Source organism: Mesorhizobium sp. M3A.F.Ca.ET.175.01.1.1 (assembly GCF_004791945.1).
Classification (GTDB): domain Bacteria; phylum Pseudomonadota; class Alphaproteobacteria; order Rhizobiales; family Rhizobiaceae; genus Mesorhizobium.
The window spans coordinates 283,960-299,568 of sequence record NZ_SRTP01000003.1 but is presented as its reverse complement, the minus strand read 5'-3'; the positions used below and the strand labels follow the sequence as shown (position 1 = coordinate 299,568).

The following is a 15,609-nucleotide window of genomic DNA, read 5'->3' as shown; positions in this document are numbered from 1 at the left end:
ATGGCCACGCTCCATACCCAAATCTCCCCCGCTTCCGACACTTTCCGCGCCAATGCCCTGCGCATGCGGGAGTTGGTCGACGACATCGCCGAGAAGGCTGCCGGCGTCGAGCGTGGCGGCTCGGACGAGGCGCGCGAGCGCCATCAGGGTCGCGGCAAACTGCTGCCGCGCGAGCGGTTGGCGCAACTGCTCGATACCGGTTCGCCCTTCCTCGAGGTCGGTCAGTTCGCGGCATGGTCGATGTATGGGGAGGACATTCCTGCGGCCGGCATCATCACCGGCATCGGCCGCGTCGAGGGCCGGGAAGTCATGGTTGTCGTCAACGACGCCACGGTGAAGGGCGGCACCTACTATCCGCTCACGGTGAAGAAGCATTTGCGCGCGCAGGAGATCGCGCTGCAGAACAACCTGCCCTGCATCTATCTCGTCGACAGCGGTGGCGCCAATCTGCCCAACCAGGACGAGGTCTTTCCGGACCGCGAGCATTTCGGCCGCATCTTCTACAACCAGGCCAACATGTCGGCGGCAGGCATCCCGCAGATCGCCTGTGTGATGGGCTCCTGCACGGCGGGCGGCGCCTATGTGCCGGCGATGTCGGACGAGACGATCATGGTGGGCAACCAGGCGACCATCTTCCTCGGCGGCCCGCCGCTGGTGAAGGCTGCCACCGGCGAGGATGTCAGCGCCGAGGAGCTTGGCGGCGCCGACGTCCACACCCGGCTTTCCGGCGTTGCCGACCATTACGCGGTGGATGACGAACATGCCTTGGCCATCTGCCGGCGCATCGTCAAAAACCTCAATCGGACCAAAGCCGTAAGTCTGCACTTACAGAAATCGATTCCGCCGCTTCACGATCCGCATGAACTCTACGGCGTCGTGCCGACGGACCTGCGCCAGCCCTATGATGTGCGCGAGGTGATCGCGCGCATTGTCGACGGCTCGGAATTCGACGAGTTCAAGCAGAATTACGGCACGACTCTCGTCACGGGTTTTGCGCATCTGCACGGCATGCCGGTCGGCATCCTCGGCAACAACGGGGTGCTGTTTTCGGAAAGCGCCCTGAAGGGCGCGCATTTCATCGAGCTCTGCTGCCAGCGTGGCATTCCGCTCGTCTTCCTGCAGAACATCACCGGCTTCATGGTGGGCAAGAAATATGAAGCCGGCGGCATCGCCAAGGACGGCGCCAAGCTGGTGATGGCGGTGGCCACGGCACGCGTGCCGAAGCTCACCGTCATCATCGGCGGCTCGTTCGGCGCCGGCAACTACGGCATGTGCGGCCGTGCCTACTCTCCCCGCTTCCTGTGGATGTGGCCGAACGCGCGCATCTCGGTGATGGGCGGCGAGCAGGCCGCGACAGTGCTTGCCATGGTCAAGCGCGAGGGCATCGAACGCAAGGGGGGCGAATGGACGACGGAAGAGGAAGCAAAGTTCAGGAAGCCGATCCTGATGAAATACGAGCATGAGGGCCACCCGCTCTATTCCTCGGCCAGGCTCTGGGACGACGGCATCATCGATCCGGCCAAGACGCGCGAGGTGCTGGCGCTCAGCCTCTCGGCGGCGCTCAATGCCGGGATCGGGGACACGAAATTCGGCGTGTTCAGGATGTAGACGATGAGTGCCCTCGGCGACAGGATCCGTATCCACACCGGCGACATCACGAAGCTCGCGGTCGACGCCATCGTCAACGCCGCCAACTCCTCGCTGCTCGGCGGTGGCGGCGTCGACGGCGCTATCCACCGCGCGGCAGGGCCCGAACTGGTTGCCGAATGCCGCATGCTCAATGGCTGCAAGACCGGCGATGCCAAGCTGACCAAGGGCTACCGGCTTCCGGCGCGCTATGTCATCCACACGGTCGGTCCAGTCTGGCATGGCGGCGGCAAGGGCGAGGCCGACCTGCTTGCCTCCTGCTACCGGCGCTCGCTCGAGGTCGCCCTCGCCCATGATTGCCGCACTGTGGCTTTTCCGGCGATCTCGACCGGCATCTACGGCTATCCGAAAGACCAGGCCACGGAAATAGCAGTCGAAACTGTCGCTGCCTTTTTTAGTGAAAATGCGATTCCCGAAATCGTGACTTTCTGCTGCTTCGACCAGCAAACGGCCGAACTATACCGATCAGCCATTTCTGCGCGTGACGGGTCCTGAACAATGATGAGCGAGACGGTCCATCTGTACACAAAAGTGCGAGTTGGCATCTTGGCGCTGGCGGCGGCGCAAAATATTCGCTACTGCTCACCCTGGATTGGGCAATTTGGGTGGGGAAAAGATGATTCTGAATCACTGTCGCAAGTCGACTGTTTCGATACTTGCAGGATTGCTGATAGTCGCGGCGCCAGGCATCGGCGCGGCGCAGTCATTGGCCGGCAGCAAGGGCGATGTGCGCTATCCGGTATACTTCCCGCTCGGGACCAGGGGAGATTGCGGCAAGGCCTACAATGCCTATGTCGCGGCGAACGGCCATTCCGCTTACGCTTCCACGCCGATCGCCCGGATGACGGAATTCTTCATCTGCGGCGTCCACGTCAACGCCAAGAGCCAGAAAGCGGCGGAGGACCTGGCTATGCGCTCATGCCAGGGCGGGCTCAAGAAATACAAGTTCCAGACCAGCGGGGCCTGCAGCGTCGCGGCATCGAAGTAGCCGCCCGGCGAGAAGGGCAATTCTTCCGGTGGGGAAAGCAAAGTGAAATCAATGAGCTGCAAGCGGGCAGCCGCGGCGATGTTGGCCGGCCTGCTGATAGTCGCATCGTCCGGCGCCGCCATGGCCGGATCGCTGGCCGGAAGCGAGGGGGACAAGCGTTTCCCGCCGTTTCTGCCGCGAAATCCCAAGGATCCATGCACCAAGGCCTACAAGGCCTATGTGGCGGCGGGCGGCCACTCGGCCTATGCCACCACGCCATATGCCCGGATCATGTCGTCCTACATCATCTGTGGCGGACACCTGAATGCGCCGTCTCAGAAGGTGGCGGAAGATCTGGCGATGAAATCCTGCCTGGCCACGCGCGCGCACTACAAGGTGGTAACAGGCGGCGCCTGCGAGATCGCCGCCTCGAAGTAGGCCGACGCCTGCCAGACTGGCGCCGGCCGAGACAAGACCGGGAGGCTCCATGTTCGGCAAGATCCTGATCGCCAATCGCGGCGAGATCGCCTGCCGCGTCATCCGGACGGCGCGCAGGCTCGGCGTGCGCACCGTCGCCGTCTACTCGGACGCCGACGCTCGCGCGTTGCATGTCGAGATGGCCGACGAGGCGGTGCATATCGGTCCCTCGCCGGTCGGTGAAAGCTATCTGCGCGGCGACAGAATAGTTGCCGCGGCGCTCGCCAGCGGTGCAGAGGCGATCCACCCCGGCTACGGCTTTCTTTCGGAGAACCCCGATTTCGTCGATCAGGTGACGGCGGCCGGGCTCGTCTTCATCGGCCCCTCGGCAGCCTCGATCCGCGCCATGGGACTGAAGGACGCGGCCAAGCGGCTGATGGAAAAGGCCGGCGTGCCGGTGGTCCCGGGCTATCACGGCGAGGCGCAGGAGATCGTTCTGCTCGCCTCCAAGGCGCGCGAGATCGGCTATCCCGTGCTGATCAAGGCGCGCGCCGGCGGCGGCGGCAAAGGCATGCGGCGCGTCGAGCACCCGGATGATTTCTCCGAGGCGCTGTCCGGCGCGCGGCGCGAGGCCAAGGCCGCTTTCGGCGACGACCGCGTGCTGGTGGAAAAATATGTCGACAAGCCGCGCCATATCGAAGTTCAGGTGTTTGGCGACAATTTCGGCAATGCGGTCCATCTCTTCGAGCGCGACTGCTCGGCACAGCGCCGCCACCAGAAGGTGATCGAGGAAGCGCCCGCCCCCGGCATGACGCCGGCGCTGCGCAAGGCGATGGCCGAGGCGGCGGTCAAGGCCGCCAAGGCGATCGGCTATTCAGGCGCCGGCACGATCGAATTCATCGTCGATGCCTCGGAAGGCCTGAAGGCGGACCGCTTCTGGTTCATGGAGATGAACACCCGCCTCCAGGTCGAGCATCCGGTCACCGAAATGGTCACCGGCGTCGATCTTGTCGAATGGCAATTGCGCGTGGCAGCGGGCGAGAAGCTGCCCAAGGCACAGAGCGAAATCCAGCTTGCGGGCCACGCCTTCGAGGCACGCATCTATGCCGAGGACGCGACGAAGGGCTTCCTGCCGGCAACGGGCACGCTCCACCATCTGAAGTTTCCGGGCTCGGCGCCGGACGGGGCCGCACTACGCATCGAGACCGGCGTGCGGGCCGGCGACACGGTCTCCCCCTTCTACGACCCGATGATCGCCAAGCTGGTGGTGCGGGCCGGGGACCGCGCGTCCGCGCTAGCCGCGCTGATCAAGGCGCTCGCGCAGATGGAGGTGGCCGGTTCCACCGTCAACACCGCCTTCCTCGCCGCGCTTGCGGCCAACGCCGATTTCGCGGCCGGCGATGTCGACACCGGGCTGATCGGCCGGCATCAGGAGGAGCTGATCGCCCTGCCCCCGCCAAGCGACGAAACGATCGCCGCCGCAGCCCTCGCGGCCACCGGCGCAGGCGCTCCAGACATCAGCGGCGATCCCTGGTCCTCGCTTGCCGGCTATGCGCATTTCCACACCGTGGCGCGGCGCATCAGGCTTCGCTACGGCGATGAGGACATGCTGGCACGGGTCTCGGCGCGGCCGGACGGTCGCTTCCAGGTGGCGCTGGAGGCACCGCACGATGCGATCAATTCGCATGATCTGCGGACCCTTCCGCGCACCGCATGCTGGCCCGGGCATGTCACCGTGTTCGACGGCGCGGTCGCCCATTCCTTCACGGTGCCTGACCCGCTCGCCAAGGCCGACGAAGCCGCGGCCGCAACAGGCAGCCTGCGCGCACCGATGCCGGGACTGGTCAAGCTGGTGCGGGCCGCAGCCGGGGATGCGGTGATCAAGGGCCAGCCCCTCTTGATCCTCGAGGCAATGAAGATGGAGCACACGATCGCCGCCCCGCATGACGGCGTGGTCGCCGAGATCGCGGCCGAGGGCGCGCAGGTGAGCGACGGCACGGTATTGGTGCGGTTCGCGGAGGACGGCCAGGGCTGACAGCCTAATCGGACATGTGCCGCGGGACAACGCCGCCCCCCGCTGTGCTGCCGGACATCTCCCCCACTTGGGACCCACTTGGGGGGAGATTGGCAGTTTCGGCGATGGCGCATTTTTCTGCAGCGCGATTGGCGAAAGCGGCGGCGACGTCCGATCTCCCTCCTTGTGGGGGAGATGGCCGGCAGGCCAGAGGGGGGCGCCGTGGAGCGCCGACCGCCACCAAAACGAAAATGGCCGGGACGAGAGCCCGGCCATTTCCACACGAACAGATGCGATTACGGCTGGATCGGCGCGTATTTGCCGTCGTGCCACTGATTGATGTCGTAGCTGGCGTTCTTCAGGTCGCCCTTCTCATCGAAAATGACGTCGCCGACGACGGTGCTGATCGGCTGGCCGTTCTTCAGCGCCTCGGCGACCTTGGCCGGATCGTCGCTGCCGGCACGCTTGACGCCCTCGGCCACGGCCTGAACCACGGCATAGGAGAACAGCGTGAAGCCTTCCGGCGTGAAGCCGCCGGCCTTGATCTTGGCAACGGCGTCCTTGGCTTCGGGCTTGGCCTGCGGGTCCGACGGGAAGACGAACATTGTGCCTTCACCGGCCGGGCCGGCAACCTGCCAGAACTCCGGCGAGGCGATCGAATCCGGCATGATGAGCTGGAACTTGACGTTCTGCTCGGCCGCCTGGCGCAGGATGAGACCGGCCTCCGGGTGGTAGCCGCCGAAATAGACGACGTCGGCCTTGAGCTGCTTCAGCTTGGTGACCAAGGCAGAATAATCCTTCTCGCCGGCGTTGATGCCTTCATAGTCGACCTCCTTGAGGCCCCCGGCATTCATGGTCGCCTTGACGGCGTCGGCCACGCCCTGCCCGTAGGCGCTCTTGTCGTGCAGGACCACGACATTCTTCCCGGCGTATTTCTTGGCGATCCAAGGACCGATGAAGGCGCCCTGCGCGTCGTCGCGCGTGTAAAGGCGCATGATCGTCGGCCAGCCGGCCTTGGCGGCGGCGTCGGTCAGTTCCGGATTGGAGGACGCCGGGGTCATCATCAGCGTGCCGGCCTCGGCGTAGACGGCGGAAGCCGGGATGCTCGAGCCCGAGCAGGCGTGACCGTCGACGAACTTGGTGCCGTCGGCGACGATGCGGTTGGCGACCGAGACGGCCTGCTTCGGATCGCACTGGTCGTCCTGGATGTCGATCTTGATCTTGCTGCCGTTGACACCACCGGCGGCGTTGATGGCGTCCGCGGCGGCCTGCGCCCCCTGCTTGAACTGGTCACCGATATTGGCGAGCTGGCCGGTCATGGGACCGACCACCGAGATGGTGATGTCGTCGGCGAACGCGATCGATGCGTTCATCATCAGGCCCAATGCGGCCGCGCTCAAAAGACCAAATTTTTTCATGGTGATAGACCTCCTCCACTCACGCGCGGCCGCTCAAGCCGCGCTTCTTTCAGAAGGCGGGACCATTTCACCGTTGAACCAGCCTGTCTTGGCGCATCGACGGCACTCGATTGGGCCTGTGATCAGAGCGGCGGACCCGCCAGATTGATATAGGCCGATGTCCGGCAGTGACCACCTGGCAGGCCGTGAAATGCCTAAAGCCGCGCCGGCCTTGTCCCGGCCGGTCGCGGCTTTTGCCAATCGAGCGTTTCCAAACACCCCCGCTCCCGAAACCCGCCTACTTCCCTGTCGTCCGTTCGTCCGGGCCGTCTTGCCGCGGCCTTGTCCTGTGGGCGACCGTCTTGCCGCGGCCTTGTCCTGTGGGCGACCGTCTTGCCGCGGTCTTCTCCTGTGGGCGACCGTCTTGCCGCGGTCTTCTCCTGTGGGCGACCGTCTTGCCGCGGTCTTGCCCGAAGTGTTCCCGTCCTGCTTGCCTCAGTGCATCGTCATCCATTCGCGTGCTTCGCGCAGCGCCTTGGCGATGTCGGTCTTCGACATGGTGGCCGACAGTTCCGAACGCAACTCGGCGGCGCGGAGGGAGCCCTTGATGGCAGCGATGTTGAACCATTTGTGGGCGGCGACGACGTCGGTCTCGCAGTCGCGGCCGGTGGCATACATCATGCCCAGTTCGAAAAGAATATCGGCCTGGGCGGTTGCCCCCATGGCGCCGAAGCCGTCTTCCAACATCTCAAAACGTGCCATTTCAATCCCCTGTCTGGCTCCCGAGAGCTGCCTTGTTCGGTCCCCCTTGTCGGGTGGGGCGGGCCGCTCTTTCGATGCTTTCGAGGATGAAGCCTGGCCTTGAATCCGTCGTTAAATGGCGTGCTTAATTCGAAGAAAACAAAGCTAAAACAAGAGGTAAACACGGGAATTCGTTAAGCATAGGAAGCGCGCAATTCGGCCTGTTCCGGCAAAAATCGACGAAAATTTCGGCTCCCGGAATCAAGACTTCACTAACCACGAAAATCGAAGCCGCGATCGCCACTGGTTCATTTTTCGCCGCAAAATGCTGCAAGCTTCCGTGAGGGTACCGCTTTCGTTTCGGCGAGAGCTGCACTAGGTTGACGTTTGCGTAAAGGGCAGAGGCGGACTTGCCCCGCTCGAATCTACCGGGAGGACACACGATGTTTCGAAAACTGAGCCTGGCCCTGGGGGCCACCTTGATCATGGCTGGCGCCGCATGGGCCGATCCGATCGAGGGCAACTGGAAGACGCAATCCGGCTCGACGGCGGCGATCGCCGGCAGCGGCGCGTTTTCCATCACACTGAAGTCCGGCAAATATGCCGGCAAGACCATCGGCTCCTTCAAGGCAGCCGGCGACAACAAGTATACCGGCACCATAACCGATCCGGAAACCGACAAGACCTATTCCGGCAAGGCGACGATCTCCGGCACCTCGCTCAAGATGAGCGGCTGCGTGCTTGGCGGCCTGATCTGCAAGACCCAGACCTGGACCAAGCTTTAATCGACTCGCAAGCGATGATCTTGAAACGGGGCCCTGGCGGTCCCGTTTCTTTTTTTGCCCGGCTCGCTGGCGGCCGGGGACCAACGGGCGCTGCCGCCGGCAAAGTGCACCCGGGCAGCGTCAGCGAATTTTGAACGGCAGATGAATGCCGGTCTCAGAACAGGTTCAGCGGCATTCGGGCAATCTCTTCTCCATTGAAGGAGAGAGACCCAATGCTTGCGCGCCGCTTCACCATCGTCTGCCTATTGATGAGCCTGTTCGGCATGCTGTTCGCCGTCCTCGTCGCGCAGGCAGACCGGCCGGCGCGCTCCTTTGAGGCTGCAGCTTCCTGCCGGCTGGGCTGCATGAACCATTTCAACCGCTGAACCGACCAACCCTCAAACGGGAAACAACGACCATGAACCGCATCGCTGCCAGCGCCATGACCACCCTCCGGCTCCTGCCGCGGGCGGCGCTCATCCTGATGCTGCTTGCCGCCCCGGTGCTGGCGGTGCCGATGATGCGCGCCGACACCGGCTCGACGATCGAAGCGCCGTCGCCAAGGAAAGCGGGCGTCGGCTTCGTGCTGCTGGTCAGCCTGCAGCGCGCATAGCCCTGACCGAAGAAAAATGGGCCATGGCCGAGCTTCGCGCCGGCCTCCCCCTCCCAAGCGCTTCGCCAAATCCCTATATTGGGCCATGGAAAAGCGAATCTATCCCCAAGCCATCGAATCGGTCGTGATGCCTGAGCCCTTCGGCAGGCAGGATTTCCACGACGCCAAAAAGGCCGTAGCGGCGCTGCAGGCGCTTTATGACCGCAACACCAAGTTCCTGCGCGAGTCCTTCGCAGCGCTTGCCGCAGGCGGCGACGAGAGCAGGCGCTACCGCGCCTTCTATCCGCAGATCGGCGTCACCACGAGCTCGTTCACCCAGATCGACTCACGCCAGGCCTATGGTCACATGCCGACGCCCGGACACTTCGCCACCACCATCACCCAGCCGCAGCTGTTCGAAAACTATCTCATCGAACAGCTTCGCCTCATTATGCGCAATCACGGCGTGCCGGTGACCGTCTCGGAATCGACCACGCCGATCCCGCTGCATTTCGCCTTCCTCGAAGGAACCTATGTCGACGGCACCGCGGCCGAGCGCATAAAGCGGCCGATCCGCGACCTGTTCGACGTGCCGGATCTCGACGGCACCGACGACCAGATCGCCAACGGCACCTTCGAGGTGGCGTTCGGCGAACCAAGGCCGCTGGCGCCGTTCACGGCGCAGCGCATCGACTATTCGCTGCATCGCATGTCCCACTACACGGCGACCAGCCCGCAGCACTTCCAGAACTTCGTCCTGTTCACCAACTACCAATTCTACATCGACGAATTCGTCGCACGCGCCCGCGAACTGATGGAGAAGGGCGGTGGCGGCTACAGCGAATTCATCGAGCCGGGCAATGTGGTGACCAAGGCGGGCGCCGGCATGCCGAGCGAAGGCACGCCGCCTCCGCGGCTGCCGCAGATGCCAGCCTATCATTTGAAGAAGCCCGGCCATGGCGGCATCAGCATGGTCAATATCGGCGTCGGCCCTTCCAATGCCAAGACCATCACCGACCATATCGCCGTGCTTCGCCCGCACGCCTGGGTGATGCTCGGCCATTGCGCCGGCCTGCGCAACACGCAGGCACTGGGCGACTATGTGCTGGCCCATGCCTATGTGCGCGAGGACCATGTGCTCGACGACGACCTGCCGGTCTGGGTGCCGATCCCGCCGCTGGCAGAAATCCAGGTGGCGCTGCAGGAGGCGGTCGCCGAAGTCACGGGCCTTTCCGGCTACGATCTCAAGCGCATCATGCGCACCGGCACCGTCGCCACCATCGACAACCGCAATTGGGAACTGCGCGACCAGCGCGGGCCGGTGCAGCGCCTGTCGCAGTCGCGTGCGATCGCGCTCGACATGGAATCGGCAACGATCGCCGCCAACGGCTTTCGCTTCCGCGTGCCCTACGGCACGCTGCTTTGCGTCTCGGACAAGCCGCTGCATGGCGAGTTGAAGCTGCCGGGGATGGCGAGCGAATTCTACAAGCGGCAGGTGGCGCAGCATCTCACCATCGGCATCAGGGCGATGGAGAAACTGGCCGAGATGCCGATGGACCGGCTGCACTCGCGCAAGCTCAGAAGTTTTTCTGAGACCGCTTTCCAGTAGGAAAGTTCGACAGGACCTCGCGGTCTTGTTGGGGCCGCAATTTGGCCGATAAGCAGGCCGATCAAATGCCAGCGGCATTCGACAGACCACGAATTCGATGACAACAGGCGGCGCGCGCTCGAACATGACGGCTGGGGTTCTGTTCCTGGCAATGATGGCCCTCTCGGCCGCGCTGCTGGCCGGGTTCTTCGGCACGCTGCACCCGGCATTCGATTCCTTCTCGCATTTCCGCATTCATCTGAGCGTCTTGAGCGCGGTGCTTGCGTTGTCGCTGCTGGCCGGGTCGTACCGGCTGCAGGCGGCGGCAGTGCTGCTCTTCGCCATTGCCTCTTTCGCCACGACGACGAACGCGCTGCCCAGGCTGTGGCCGCAGCAGGCTGTCGCCAAGCCGAGCGACCGGATCGTCTACCGCCTGCTGCAGATGAACTTGCGCTTCGACAATCCGACGCCCAAGAAGGTGCTGTCGCTGATCGGCCGCACCAATCCCGACGTGATCACGCTCGACGAGGTGTCGGGCATGTGGGCGACGCAACTCGGCTACATCGCCAGCGCCTATCCCTATCGCATCCTTTGCGCCTATCCGAACGGCATCTTCGGCGTCGCGCTGCTCTCGCGGCGGCCGTTCGCGGCCGACAGCGCGCCGCATTGCGAGCCGCGCGGCGCGATGGCGACGGCCACCATCGATTTCGGCGGCACCGCCGTCGACGTCGCCGCGATCCATCTCAGCTGGCCCTGGCCCCGCGAGCAGTATTGGCAGATCGGCGAATTGTCGGCACCCCTTGCCGCTCTCGGCGAGAGCGCGATCATGGCCGGCGACTGCAACGCCGCGCCCTGGAGCGCGGCGGTAAGCCGCGTCGCCGCGATCGGCGGGCTGACCATCATGCCGTCTGCCGGACCGACCTGGATTCACAGAAAACTGCCCGACTTCCTGCGCCGTTTCACCGGCTTGCCCATCGACCAGGTGTTCAGCAAGGGCCGGGTGACGATCCACTCGTCGACGCGGCTGGAAGGTGCCGGCTCGGACCATCTGCCGGTATTGGTAGAGTTCTCGCTGCGCCCGGACGACGAGCATCGCGAGGACGCGCACAAAACCGCGCTTGCCGCGCTCGCTCCGTAGCGAGCTCGCGAAACCGCGGGTCTCCAGCCTTGCATCAAGTCTCTGCGTTGCAGCGCTAAGGCTTGATCAGAGCATCAACCAGGTGCTCGACATGGCCGCCGTCACGGTGCTCGCGTGCGTCGAAGGCGTTCTGCTTCGCCTCATATTCGGCATAGAAGGCATTGATCCGGCGCCGCGCTTCACGACGCGTGCCGGTGCAGAACCAATTATCGGCCCGTTCGAGGTTCCGGATCGATCTGGCGGTGGCCGCCATCATGCGCCTGGCTATGCGGCCATGCGTCTCCTCATGCGCGCGAACGCCTGCGAAGAACCGCTTCCAGCGGCGCTCGAGCGCGGGAGCGGCCGGCGATGCCAGACGCGGATAGGTGTAGGTCAGGTCGAGCACGCCGTCGACTTGCCGCAGACGACAGACGCCATCGGTCCGGCTCGTGCTGAGGTGCCATCTCACCGTATAGCTCGTATCCGCAATGGCGCGCGTCATGAAGCCGTGCTTGGGACCGTTGCGATCCATCGCCTCAACGAGAGCAGGACCGGTCGCGCCGGTGATGTTGTATGTTCGCGTCTTCATCAGCAGCTTGGTGTCGGCCGCGGCGACGGCGGCGCTGCCGCATAGCGCGCCGATCGCAACCAGAATTGCGAAAACTACCACGCGCATGGCCGCTTCTCCATCTGGAGAAGGGAACCACAGCCCGCTGCCCATTTCAACGCTTTAACGCGACCGTGCCTTCGCCGGCTTCCCATTGGGCGGCTGTCGAGACGGTCCGCCCCGGCGCGCAGCTACATGCCTTGGTAGACCGGGCCTTCGCCGCCCTGCGGCGGCACCCAGTTGATGTTCTGGTTCGGATCCTTGATGTCGCAGGTCTTGCAGTGCACGCAGTTCTGCGCGTTGATGACGAAGCGAACGTCCTTGGCGGACGGATCGGCGGCGGCGTTGCCGTCCTTGTCCACCCATTCGTAGACGCCGGCCGGGCAGTAGCGGGTCGAGGGACCGGCAAACACATCGTGTTCGGAGCGCTGCTGCAAGCCCATGTCGCCGACGATGAGGTGCACGGGCTCGTTTTCCTCATGGTTGGTGTTGGACAGGAACACCGAGGACAGCCGGTCGAAGGTCAAGACCCCATCCGCCTTCGGATAGACGATCGTGCTGTGCTTCGAGGCAGGCTCGAGCGTCGCGGAATCCGCCTTGCCATGCTTCAGCGTGCCGAACGGCGAAAAGCCGAACAGCGTGTTCAGCCACATGTCCAGCCCGCCAAGACCGACACCGACGATGGTGCCGAAGCGCGACCACAGCGGCTTGACGTTGCGCACTTTCTTCAAGTCCTTGCCGATATCGCTGCCGCGCCAGGCTGCTTCATAGGCGGCGAGCTCGTCATTGGCGCGGCCGGCGGCAATCGCTTCGGCGACATGCTCGGCGGCCAGCATGCCGGAGAGCACCGCATTGTGCGAGCCCTTGATGCGCGGCACGTTGACGAAGCCGGCGGCACAGCCCATCAGGACGCCGCCCGGGAAAGAAAGCTTCGGCACCGACTGCCAGCCGCCCTCGGTGATGGCGCGGGCGCCGTAGCCGATCCGCTTGGCGCCTTCGAAGGTGCCTTTGATCGCCGGATGCGTCTTGAAGCGCTGGAACTCCTCGAAGGGCGACAGATAGGGGTTCTTGTAATTCAGGTGGACAACGAAGCCGACGGCCACCTGGTTGTCTTCGAGATGGTAGAGGAAGGAGCCGCCGCCGGTCTTCATGTCGAGCGGCCAGCCGAAGGAATGCTGCACCAGACCCGGCTTGTGGTTCTCAGGCTTGACCTGCCACAGTTCCTTGAGGCCGATGCCGAACTTGGCCGGCTCGCGGCCGTCGGCAAGCTTGTATTTCGCGATCAGCTGCTTGGCTAAAGAGCCGCGCGCGCCTTCGCCGATCAGCACATATTTGCCCATCAGCGCCATGCCCGGCGCATAGGCCGGACCATGCGTGCCGTCCTTCTCGACGCCCATGTCGCCGGTGATGACGCCGGTCACCGCACCGGCGTCGTTGTAGACCAGGCTCGCCGCGGCAAATCCCGGATAGATCTCGACGCCGAGCGCCTCCGCCTTGGCCGCCAGCCAGCGGCAGACATTGCCGAGCGAGACGATGTAGTTGCCGTGATTGTTCATCAGTGGCGGCATCAGAAAGTTGGGCAGGCGGAAGGAGCCGGCGGGACCGAGCACCAGGAAATGATCGTCGGTCACCGGCGTCTTGAAGGGATGGCCTTCCTCCTCGCGCCAGCCCGGCAGCAGGCGGTCGATGCCGATCGGATCGACGACGGCGCCGGACAGGATGTGGGCGCCGACCTCGCCGCCCTTCTCCAGCACGACGACGGAAAGCTCGGGGTTGACCTGCTTCAGGCGGATCGCGGCGGCAAGGCCGGCGGGACCGGCGCCGACGATCACCACGTCGAATTCCATGCTCTCGCGTTCGATATCGCTCATCGACCCCTCACTGGCTTGCCTTTGCCGGGCATCTTGCTGGCTCCTGTGCTGCATAGCGCATCAATTCGCGACGCGAAACCGGCGCTGATGTGACAATGCCGATTTCGACAAAAAGTCGCGGACTCGCCCGCCGGAGGCCTTTCGCGGACCGCAAGGAAAGCATCGGCCATGCCGGTTCGGTTGCAAGGGGAACTGCCTGGCGGACGTTTTTAATTGTTCGGCGGCTTGCTTATCGGCAATACTTGGTCTCATGCGCACTCCCGAGCCATCCGGCTTTTCATCGAAGCGCTTTCTCTTCACGCCCAGCGTGGTTTGCCGCGCGGTTCTTCCGCTTCTCTTATCAATTGCCCCGGCACAGGCCGATCAGCAGAAAGTATGGGCGACCGGCGCCTACTCCTTTTCCGACGAGCTTGGCGGCTTCCGCATCACCGGCGCTTCGGGCACCGGCACCAAGGACGACCCCCTGATCATCACCGAGGAATTGAACTCGGCGACGCCTGTCACGCTGACCATCCGCGCGACGAGGCCGATCGAGGCCTTCGGCAGGGCGGGCGACTTCGCCAATGGGGTGATGTACATGCGCATCGAGGTGCTGAACAACAGCGCCCAGGCCTGGGTCGAGTTCCAGTTCGAACTGCAGGAGATACTGGATCAGCCGAGCGTGTTCGGCGACGGGCTTTCGTTCGACCAGCGCAACAAGCGGCCCGACAATATCGTTTCAAGCAACTTCGCCGATTTCGACCGCCAGTTCGAACCCTACGACCGGCTCCTGTTCAAGAACGGCAAGGTCGATCCGCTGAAGACGGCGAGCTTCGAATTCCTGGTCACCGACTACACGCCTCGCTGGACGTTCTATCTGGTGCAGGACCCTCGCATACCGACCGGGTAGAGTGTCGACGAGGTTGCAAATCGGCGCGGCGCGGACGATGGTGGCGCCCATGACTTCCGCCTCCCCCAGCAACCCGATCGACATAGCCGAACTGCTCGCCTTCTACGCCAGCGCCGGCGCCGACGAGGCGCTGGAAGACGCGCCCATCAACCGGTTCGCGGAGGCGCGGCCGAAGCAGGCCGAGCGGGCACCGGCTCCAACCGCGCCCGTCCGGGAAAGCAGGTCCCAGGCAACACAGGTGTCCGATGCGGCCCCCGACGCGGGCCGGCCGCCGGAGCAGCCGGCGCCGCCACCCAGGCTCGACGCGAGCCGGGTGCCGGATGCGCCTGCTCGCCCCCTGGCCGCCACTGCCGCCGTGCCCGACGAAGGGCAGGTGCTGCTCGCAAGACAGCTGGCGGCGAATGCTTCGAGCCTCGACGAGTTGCGCCGGCACATGGCGGCTTTCGACGGCTGCAACCTCAAGTTCACCGCCAAGAACCTGGTTTTCGCGGACGGCAATCCGAACGCCGACCTGATGCTGGTCGGCGAGGCGCCGGGCCGCGACGAGGATCTCGAAGGTTTGCCCTTCGTCGGCCGGTCCGGCCAGCTGCTCGACCGCATGCTGGCTGCGATCGGCCTCGACCGCAACTCCGCCTACATCGCCAACGTCATTCCCTGGCGGCCGCCGGGCAACCGCACACCGACACCGCACGAGACCGAGATCTGCCGACCGTTCATCGAAAGGCAGATCGAGCTGGTCAATCCAAAGGTGCTGGTCAATCTCGGCGGACCTTCGGCAAAGACGCTGCTCAACACCACGGACGGCATCCTGCGCCTGCGCGGCAACTGGCGCGTTCATACAACCGCCTCCGGCATTGCCATTCCCGCCATGCCGACGCTGCACCCGGCCTATCTGCTGAGGACGCCGGCGCACAAGAAGCTCGCCTGGCGGGATTTTCTCGAGGTGAAGGCGAAGCTGCGGGGGCTGGCGATTAGCTGATCTCCCCCTCGCGTGGGGA

Annotated in this window: 16 protein-coding genes; 12 read left to right on the top strand and 4 right to left on the bottom strand. The window is 64.4% G+C overall.

Annotation, left to right across the window (positions count from 1 at the left end; all coding sequences use genetic code 11):
• The 5 genes from EN818_RS09335 to EN818_RS09315 all read left to right on the top strand — a co-directional run bounded on the left by EN818_RS09335 (window position 1) and on the right by EN818_RS09315 (window position 5,066).
• The gene (locus tag EN818_RS09335; RefSeq protein ID WP_095805701.1) at window positions 1-1,608 is read left to right on the top strand and encodes a carboxyl transferase domain-containing protein; all 1,608 of its coding nucleotides are present in this window, start codon (window positions 1-3) and stop codon (window positions 1,606-1,608) included.
• Between the two features lie 3 nt (window positions 1,609-1,611).
• A complete protein-coding gene (locus EN818_RS09330) occupies window positions 1,612-2,142 on the top strand; it encodes an O-acetyl-ADP-ribose deacetylase (RefSeq protein WP_095805700.1) in 531 nt (176 codons plus the stop codon).
• A gap of 169 nt (window positions 2,143-2,311) precedes the next feature.
• Complete coding sequence (locus EN818_RS09325) at window positions 2,312-2,635, top strand: hypothetical protein (protein WP_348626995.1); 324 nt, start codon at window positions 2,312-2,314, stop codon at window positions 2,633-2,635.
• Between the two features lie 51 nt (window positions 2,636-2,686).
• Window positions 2,687-3,052 (top strand): hypothetical protein, encoded by a 366-nt coding sequence (locus tag EN818_RS09320; protein WP_245420332.1) that lies wholly within the window; start codon window positions 2,687-2,689, stop codon window positions 3,050-3,052.
• 49 nt (window positions 3,053-3,101) lie between these two features.
• Window positions 3,102-5,066: an acetyl/propionyl/methylcrotonyl-CoA carboxylase subunit alpha gene (locus EN818_RS09315; protein ID WP_095805698.1), complete on the top strand. Its 1,965-nt coding sequence runs from the start codon at window positions 3,102-3,104 to the stop codon at window positions 5,064-5,066.
• Between the two features lie 275 nt (window positions 5,067-5,341).
• Here EN818_RS09315 and EN818_RS09310 read toward each other — a convergent pair whose 3' ends face one another.
• Window positions 5,342-6,463 carry an ABC transporter substrate-binding protein gene (locus EN818_RS09310; RefSeq protein ID WP_095805696.1) on the bottom strand — a complete coding sequence of 374 codons (1,122 nt, stop codon included), beginning with the start codon at window positions 6,461-6,463 and terminating at the stop codon, window positions 5,342-5,344.
• Between the two features lie 474 nt (window positions 6,464-6,937).
• Window positions 6,938-7,204 (bottom strand): sel1 repeat family protein, encoded by a 267-nt coding sequence (locus EN818_RS09305; RefSeq protein WP_095805695.1) that lies wholly within the window; start codon window positions 7,202-7,204, stop codon window positions 6,938-6,940.
• A 422-nt stretch (window positions 7,205-7,626) separates the two neighbouring features.
• Between EN818_RS09305 and EN818_RS09300 the strand changes: the two genes are divergently transcribed.
• The 5 genes from EN818_RS09300 to EN818_RS09285 all read left to right on the top strand — a co-directional run bounded on the left by EN818_RS09300 (window position 7,627) and on the right by EN818_RS09285 (window position 11,265).
• Entirely contained in the window at window positions 7,627-7,968 is a 342-nt protein-coding gene (locus EN818_RS09300; protein ID WP_129552941.1) for a DUF2147 domain-containing protein, read from the top strand.
• Window positions 7,969-8,180: 212 nt separating this feature from the next.
• Window positions 8,181-8,333 carry a hypothetical protein gene (locus EN818_RS32610; protein ID WP_165349884.1) on the top strand — a complete coding sequence of 51 codons (153 nt, stop codon included), beginning with the start codon at window positions 8,181-8,183 and terminating at the stop codon, window positions 8,331-8,333.
• A 32-nt stretch (window positions 8,334-8,365) separates the two neighbouring features.
• A complete protein-coding gene (locus tag EN818_RS09295) occupies window positions 8,366-8,560 on the top strand; it encodes a hypothetical protein (protein ID WP_095805693.1) in 195 nt (64 codons plus the stop codon).
• Window positions 8,561-8,687: 127 nt separating this feature from the next.
• Window positions 8,688-10,148, top strand: a complete 1,461-nt coding sequence (locus EN818_RS09290; protein WP_245420327.1) for an AMP nucleosidase — start codon at window positions 8,688-8,690, stop codon at window positions 10,146-10,148.
• Window positions 10,149-10,245: 97 nt separating this feature from the next.
• Window positions 10,246-11,265, top strand: coding sequence for an endonuclease/exonuclease/phosphatase family protein (locus tag EN818_RS09285; protein WP_245420326.1), 1,020 nt, complete (start codon window positions 10,246-10,248; stop codon window positions 11,263-11,265).
• 55 nt (window positions 11,266-11,320) lie between these two features.
• On the opposite strand, the gene EN818_RS09280 is transcribed toward EN818_RS09285, so the two are convergent.
• Both EN818_RS09280 and EN818_RS09275 read right to left on the bottom strand, forming a co-directional pair.
• The gene (locus tag EN818_RS09280) at window positions 11,321-11,920 is read right to left on the bottom strand and encodes a DUF922 domain-containing protein (RefSeq protein WP_095805691.1); all 600 of its coding nucleotides are present in this window, start codon (window positions 11,918-11,920) and stop codon (window positions 11,321-11,323) included.
• Between the two features lie 122 nt (window positions 11,921-12,042).
• Window positions 12,043-13,722: an electron transfer flavoprotein-ubiquinone oxidoreductase gene (locus EN818_RS09275; protein WP_095805690.1), complete on the bottom strand. Its 1,680-nt coding sequence runs from the start codon at window positions 13,720-13,722 to the stop codon at window positions 12,043-12,045.
• 250 nt (window positions 13,723-13,972) lie between these two features.
• Between EN818_RS09275 and EN818_RS09270 the strand changes: the two genes are divergently transcribed.
• The gene (locus EN818_RS09270; protein ID WP_095805689.1) at window positions 13,973-14,611 is read left to right on the top strand and encodes a hypothetical protein; all 639 of its coding nucleotides are present in this window, start codon (window positions 13,973-13,975) and stop codon (window positions 14,609-14,611) included.
• A gap of 49 nt (window positions 14,612-14,660) precedes the next feature.
• The gene (locus tag EN818_RS09265; protein ID WP_176478356.1) at window positions 14,661-15,590 is read left to right on the top strand and encodes a uracil-DNA glycosylase; all 930 of its coding nucleotides are present in this window, start codon (window positions 14,661-14,663) and stop codon (window positions 15,588-15,590) included.
• The last annotated feature ends 19 nt before the right edge of the window (window positions 15,591-15,609 follow it).